At 44.6% G+C, this 6,744-nt stretch carries 5 protein-coding genes and 3 pseudogenes; 2 read left to right on the top strand and 6 right to left on the bottom strand.

Going from position 1 to position 6,744, the window contains the following annotated elements:
* The coding region (locus tag ACJHW7_RS24995) for an IS1 family transposase (protein ID WP_000306640.1) at window positions 1-95 on the top strand (95 nt) is incomplete at its 5' end.
* Window positions 96-466: 371 nt separating this feature from the next.
* On the opposite strand, the gene ACJHW7_RS24990 is transcribed toward ACJHW7_RS24995, so the two are convergent.
* The 4 genes and pseudogenes from ACJHW7_RS24990 to ACJHW7_RS24975 all read right to left on the bottom strand — a co-directional run bounded on the left by ACJHW7_RS24990 (window position 467) and on the right by ACJHW7_RS24975 (window position 2,468).
* Window positions 467-1,471, bottom strand: a complete 1,005-nt coding sequence (locus ACJHW7_RS24990) for an isoaspartyl peptidase/L-asparaginase family protein (protein ID WP_001439114.1) — start codon at window positions 1,469-1,471, stop codon at window positions 467-469.
* Between the two features lie 115 nt (window positions 1,472-1,586).
* Window positions 1,587-1,858 (bottom strand): annotated as a pseudogene (locus tag ACJHW7_RS24985) (hypothetical protein); the annotation flags it as partial.
* 47 nt (window positions 1,859-1,905) lie between these two features.
* A pseudogene (locus ACJHW7_RS24980) lies at window positions 1,906-2,070 on the bottom strand (maturase); the annotation flags it as partial.
* Window positions 2,022-2,468: a maturase gene (locus tag ACJHW7_RS24975; RefSeq protein ID WP_001333102.1), complete on the bottom strand. Its 447-nt coding sequence runs from the start codon at window positions 2,466-2,468 to the stop codon at window positions 2,022-2,024. The gene ACJHW7_RS24975 and the pseudogene ACJHW7_RS24980, both read right to left, overlap by 49 nt.
* A 455-nt stretch (window positions 2,469-2,923) precedes the next feature.
* Here ACJHW7_RS24975 and ACJHW7_RS24970 point away from each other — a divergent pair.
* Window positions 2,924-3,061: pseudogene (locus ACJHW7_RS24970) on the top strand (RNA-guided endonuclease TnpB family protein); the annotation flags it as partial.
* A gap of 52 nt (window positions 3,062-3,113) precedes the next feature.
* Here the strand turns inward: ACJHW7_RS24970 and dcuC are convergent.
* Together dcuC and pepT are read right to left on the bottom strand one after the other, a co-directional pair.
* Window positions 3,114-4,475, bottom strand: a complete 1,362-nt coding sequence (gene dcuC, locus ACJHW7_RS24965; RefSeq protein WP_000598813.1) for a C4-dicarboxylate transporter DcuC — start codon at window positions 4,473-4,475, stop codon at window positions 3,114-3,116.
* Entirely contained in the window at window positions 4,472-5,728 is a 1,257-nt protein-coding gene (pepT, locus tag ACJHW7_RS24960; RefSeq protein WP_000355772.1) for a peptidase T, read from the bottom strand. Before pepT ends, dcuC begins: the two co-directional genes overlap by 4 nt.
* Between the last annotated feature and the right edge of the window lie 1,016 nt (window positions 5,729-6,744).

Raw genomic sequence — 6,744 nt, 5'->3', positions numbered from 1 at the left:
CACGGCTGGGACGGAAGTCGCTGTCGTTCTCAAAATCGGTGGAGCTGCATGACAAAGTCATCGGGCATTATCTGAACATAAAACACTATCAATAAGTTGGAGTCATTACCCGCTGCAGGTATAAAATGAAGGTTTTCTGATTTTTCAGGGGCTATTGCAGGCCCCTTTTTACATCATAAATAATGATATCACTTAATGTATTACAAAATGTTATAACCAGGGATATTCCCAGAATTTATAATTTCCTCCTGTACTTTTCACCATGACACAGAAACGCTATACATCGCGGTATTTCTGCAGGGTACGGGCTGGATATGGGTAAGCGTCTCGGTAGAGAGACGGTTAATGAGTCTAAGAATTACTCTTCTTTTAGCTGTGAAATAAGGAGGCGTTAAGAATATTTATTAAATAAAGGCCCGCTTTTAAAATGGGCCTTAAGGGCAAGACGATGTATAAAATATTTTATCTATTGTTCATAAATTGATACGATAGCTTTACCATCGTTGCCGATAGTTCCACGATACATCCCTTCTGTATTGAAACTCATAGTATAATTACCATTCTTATCTAGAACAATGACACCACCACTACCATTAATGTTTTTAACTTCATCAAGCGCATTTTGAGCTGCTTCTTTCAATGGTGTATTTTTATATTTCACCTGAGCAGCAATATTGTATGCAGTTGAAGTTCTAATAAACATTTCTCCAGTACCTGTAGCAGAAACAGCAACGGTATTATTATCGGCATAGGTTCCTGCTCCAATTATTGGCGAGTCACCTACGCGTCCGTAACGTTTATTTGTCATACCTCCTGTTGATGTTCCAGCTGCCAGATTACCATCTTTGTCCAACGCGACTGCTCCAACAGTTCCATATTTATAGTCGTAGTTCTTTGGGGGGAGTAAAAGAGATGCTGATTTACCATTATGATCAAGGGTTATTTTTTCGTCTTTTAAAGCGTTCTGTAGCTGTTGCCAACGGAAATCAGTTTTGAAATATGCTGGCTCAACCATAACTAAGCCTTGCTCTTTTGCAAATAGTTCCGCACCATTAGAGATCATTAATACATGAGGGCTTTTAGTCATAACTGCATAAGCAGCGTTTATAGGGTTTTTTATGGTCGTCACTCCTGCAACGGCTCCGGCCATTTTGGTTTTTCCATCCATAATTGCAGCATCAAGTTCGTTTTTGCCATCATGAGTAAAGACAGCGCCTTTTCCAGCATTGAAGAGGGGAGAGTCCTCCATAACATTAATTGCACGCTGAACAGCATCAAGGCTACTTCCTCCACTATTAAGCACAGCATACCCAGCATTTAGTGCATCTGTTAACTTTTCTCTGTATTGTTTTTCTTGTTCAGGTGTAATAGTATCTTTTGTTATGGTGCCAGCTCCACCATGAATTACAAGGCGTATTGGCGTTTGAGATTCAGCGTGAGCATATCCTATACACAATGCGAAGGCTGCCATTACTGTTATACCTTTTATTTTATTCATAACTCCTCCTTTTGTCTGAAGTTTATACAATATAAATATTTAAACTTTTTCCATTATGTTTATTTGACTTCTATCAAAAAAAATTATGCTAATTCGATTTTGCAAAATTTAATTGCACGCAAATAATATGCACATATTTTTTAGTGTAATGAGTGACTTTTATGGATAGGTTCCCGCTGACCTCTATCACCATACTTCCCCCCGCTTTCAGTAGGACATCCGTGTCTGACTTTATATCGAGATTTCATGTGGAAGAGATAAATGCCGGACCTTGAGAAAGAAATATAACTCCCCAGTCTCGTTGAACCCTCTTGTTGATCCACTTTTCAAGTACGTAACGATCCAAGTTCCGCCTGCCGTCCAAGGCGTTTGGTGAAGCAGCACGGTCCGTCACTGTCAGCCCACAACTTCCGCTCCCACGGGCGCGCCACCGCGCTCTTCTTCTCATTCACCTTCTGTTTCAGTTTGCTCTCCACGAACGCCCTGATGTCCTTCAGCAGATGGTCGCCCGCTTTCCGGCTGCTTACGTAGATGTTGCAGTCGTCTGCGTAGCGGCAGAAGCTGTGTCCACGATGGCGCTTAACTGCTGCGCTATCGCCTGCTGGATAAGCCTGTCCACCACCGTCGGGATGCCTAAGGTTCTCACGCCGCCATCCGGCTTCGGGATATCCATCCGGCGTATTGCCCGCGGCTGGTAGTTTCCGTCAATCAATACCTGCCATACGCTGCGCCAGTTCTTCTTCAGCCACGGTTTCAACTCCGCCACACCTTTGTTTTCCACCACGCGCTGATAAGCCAGCATCAGGTTTTCTCTCGTTATCACCGCTTCCATCGTCAGCGGCACTTCCGCTTTCGTTTGCCCACCCGCCGCCGTGCTGATTTCAGCGCCATCATGCAGCCCTGACGGATACTGTCCGTCTCCTCTGCCGCTGGCCGCAGTTGCCTGCGCGTGTGCTTCATTAATCATCATCGGGTTCGGATGTCCTAATCACAGTTAATCATGTTCGGCCCTTCATGCTGCCGGTTTTGCAGCACTACTACGGCGTCGGCTGACTTCTGCCGCCCCATCCCGGCGCCTCACGGCACCGGTAGCACACTGGCAGGGCGACAGATCTCCCGGGGTAATTCACGCGACTTTCCTGCTTATGCCTGTCGGCTTTACGTCACAGCGTTCCGTGTGAGTATCGGGCTTTGGTGATTTGTGCCACCTTACCCTGCTGCGCCGCCTTAACCGCTTCCTGTTCGTCAGGCCAGCATTTTGCATCCGGCTTCCTTCAGATTTCACCTCGCGATGAACACCCTTGCCTTCCGCTAACACTTCCCCTCACCGGGTGTGTGGAGGACTTTCACCTCTTAGTCGTTCTTCAGCCACCACAGTTGAAGAACAGCGCCAGTCACGGCGCTACGCGCCATGCCCGGCGCACATATGCAACGAGCGCCGATGTAAACGGCACCCGTAATATTTTAGCTGCAGGGCACGCCGTACTTGCCTGTAAAGAGATGGTGCAGTCAGGCCTTTTGTTTAAGCAGGAGCCCACCGAAATGATTCCGGCAATAGCCTGATTAGCAGGAATCCACATCCTTCTGGGCGTGGAGGATGACAATCTAAAACAAGTTAATAAAAAATACCGATAATCGCAGAGTGAAAAACAAAACCAACTATCAGGGGTAAAGCAGTGCGTTTTACCACTTCGAAGGGAGTTATATTTGCTCCACTGGAAACCGCTATAACCACGCCAGATACGGGAGACATCGCACGCCCCATATGGGAAGCCTGCTGCATAGGCAGGATCATCGATATGGCATTCACGCCCATGCTGGCAGCGATTTGTGGTATCAGTTCAACAAAAGCCAGAAATGGCGCATTGCCCGATCCCATAATGACAGCTGCAGCCAGTGTAACCAGAGCAAAAACGATGCCCATCGCAAAAGGGGGTAACCCAACGTGCTCTGCCATCAAAATTAATTGATCTATCGCGCCAATGCTTTTAATCCCATGAGCAAACACACCTGCGGCCACCAGTAAGCCCACCACGCCGGTAAATGCTGTCCCCATTCCTTTCAGGAAATGGGTAAACCCGTCACATACAGCTTTCAGATCACATTTACGGACCCATTCGATCAGCATGCAAATTGCCATTGAGATAAGAACAATCGTAATGATATTGAGATTAATTCCGGTGACAAAAATCTCCGATGAGCCAACGGCCATCAGGATCGGTAGCATAGGTAGCAGAGCATAATAAGCCGGCGTACTGCCTGCTTTTATGACCGTTGTCGTACCAATTTCATGAGGTAATGTTCCAGCTTTACGATCACAGTGTTTCTGCCAGAAAAAGTGGCTGATACCGACAATCAGAACAGTCGCCAGAGCAGCAGGCCCCTGATGATAGACAACATACTCCACCACATCCATATTTACCGCTTCAGAGCCTCGTATGGCGTCAATGGCTGTCGGTGTGTACGCCACACCAAGAGAGGTGGCAATTACCCCTGCGGCAGACGCTGCTGACAGCCCGAGTCCGAGCATAATAGGAAACATGGTTCCCATCAGTAAAACAGCAAGTCCGGTAGCTGAGGGGATAGCCAGTTGAAGAAGACTGGCGAAAAGATAAGAGAAAAAAAGCAGAACATAGGGGGAACGTAATGTCCGTAATGGCCGGGTTACCACACGGACAACCGCTTCATTCGCACCGATATGGTCCATGTAATGCGCAAATCCCATCAGGGTCATAATCATCAGACCGAGATCAGCCGCACGGGTACTGAATAAATTGCGCATGACTTCGAAAGGATCAAGAAAACTAATTCCTGTACCGGACACGCCCTTCGGTAACACTGTGCCCCAACCGGTAAACCAGGTACAAACCATCAGCGCAAGCCCGGCAATAAAAAGCACGGGTTCTGCACGATATCCTTTCAGGATTAAGCGAGCAACTATCACGATAACAAGAAGCGCGATAACAACTTTAATCATGACTCACGATTCCCTGTGGTGAACCCATTGAATGTCTCCTGAATGATGGCAATAACCACATCACTTGCCGCCCGAAGTGAACGGACTGGAAGATATTCATAGATAGAATGGAAATTATGTGCGCCGGTAAAAATGTTCGGGCAGGGTAATCCTTTTTGTGAAAGAACAGCGCCATCATATCCTCCACGCATCGCCACCGGTGTCGGAGTAATACCACATCGTTGGTAAGCTCGCAGTGCAATGTCGATGGGATAATGCCCCTCTCCCTGCAGACTGTTAAAGACATTGGCGTACCGATCGCTCAGTTGGCAGATCACGCTTCCTTCTCCCCATAATGCACAAGCACTTTCTGCAAGCTGGCGTACAAATGTCTTCCGGGCGTGATATCCTTCCTCGCTGAAATCTCGTATATCCAGTTTTAGTACAGTTCTGGCACTGTTTCCCTGTAACTGTTTCACCCAATAATAGCCTTCGCGTCCTTCTGTATATTCAGGCGCTTCTCCTCCTGGCAACATCGAAATGAATTTGTGAGCCATCAAAAGAGAGTTCTTAAGCTTGCCTTTCGCTGACATAGGGTGTGCAGACTGGCCGGTAAAGATAATTTCTGCATCACCCGCATTCCAGTTTTCGTAAACAAATTCTCCAATACCGCAGCAATCCAGAGTGTAGCCAAAATCTGCGCCAAACTCTGAAACATCGAAGGCTTTGGCCCCCCGTAACCCCTGCTCTTCATCTGGCACAAACCCAACTTTAACTTCTCCATGCCTGATTTCAGGATGAGAAATCAGAAATTGAAGTGCGTTCATTATGGCCGCCAGCGCCGCTTTATCATCGGCCCCCAGAAGGCTGGTACCATCTGTCACTATAAGATCATCGCCAATATAATTTTTGAGCTCCGGGAATTCACTCTCACGCAAATAAATATTCAGTTCAGGGTTCAGACAGAGATCGCCCCCATTATAAGGTAATCGTTGCGCTTTTGTATCGGCTGTCTGTTCGGCACTGGTGTCCAGATGTCCAAAAAAGGAAACGACGGGGATTGTTTCGTCAGTATTTGCAGGGAGTGTTGCTGTTACGATAGCATTCTCTCTGAGAATAATATCCTCCATACCCAATGCTTCAAGTTCACTCACCAACAATTTCGCAAGTTTCATCTGACCAGGAGATGAAGGCATGATCCCTTTTGCGCCGTTTTCTCGTGAGGTAGTGGTATTAATTTTTGTATAATTGATAAAGCGTTCGACAATATCCATTGAGATGCCTTCTTCAACATTTTCCAGATTTTAGGGACAGTTTATTAACACCTTCTGACTCTGAAGAACGTGAATTTATGCTATGTTCAGGCTGTCATTTTTCCAAGAGAGAAATGATAATTATGAAGAGCCTTTGCATGATTGAACATAAAATACAGACTCCATTACAGTATGGCGTTTTTTTAGCTTGTGATGATTAATGCCGTTACACCCTGAAAGACGATTTAGTGATCAAATCATCTAAAAATAATTAATCATAATGGATGTTAAAATCCATGATCTAACTCAAATTACAAACCATTAAAGCGGAAGATGGAGTGGAAACATTACGTTTTCTACTCTATTCCAAGATTTATCAATTAGAAGTGCAATAACATTCCCGTGTAAAAACTCTTATCTTAATAAGAATCACCATGAGTGACTATATCTACAACGCTGGAAAACCTAGCAGAGATATAGGTTTTCTATGGTGGTAAACAGGTTGTTTTTCTGAAGGATGTGACCAAACCGGGATGCTATTATAAAATAGTTCTACTTAATCATGATTTAAAAAATCAGCATTAATAATAAGTTTGATTGCGGAATTGTTTTTTTTGATCTTAATCATATTAGTGCAGCGTTATCTGCATATTTCGGGCTTTTACTGGTTATATTTGATTGCTAAATAACCCACTAATTTTAACGTTATAAAAATGTGCTTGATATCACGTTTTAAGTTTATCTTATTAGTTTAAATATATTCCATTAGATGGTAATGGTTATGTCATCTGGTGATTATAAGTATTCATTCTTAATGTTGGATAAGTGTTTTATGAAAACAATTTGTTATTGTCACATTGTTTTCGAAAAATGGAGTTAGAAAATTATGTCTCGTATTGAAAGCGATTTCCTTGGTGAGCGTGAAGTTCCGGATGATTGCTATTATGGTGTTCAGACACTTCGTGGAAAAGATAATTTCCATATCACTGAAATGCCAATGAGTCAGGAGCCTTTCTTCATCATTGCCTTCGGTTATG

This window comes from Escherichia sp. WS1152, from assembly GCF_046487665.1.
GTDB classification, from domain to species: Bacteria; Pseudomonadota; Gammaproteobacteria; order Enterobacterales; family Enterobacteriaceae; genus Escherichia; species Escherichia coli.
The sequence above is the reverse complement of the archived record's forward strand: the minus strand, read 5'-3'. Positions and strand labels throughout refer to the sequence as shown.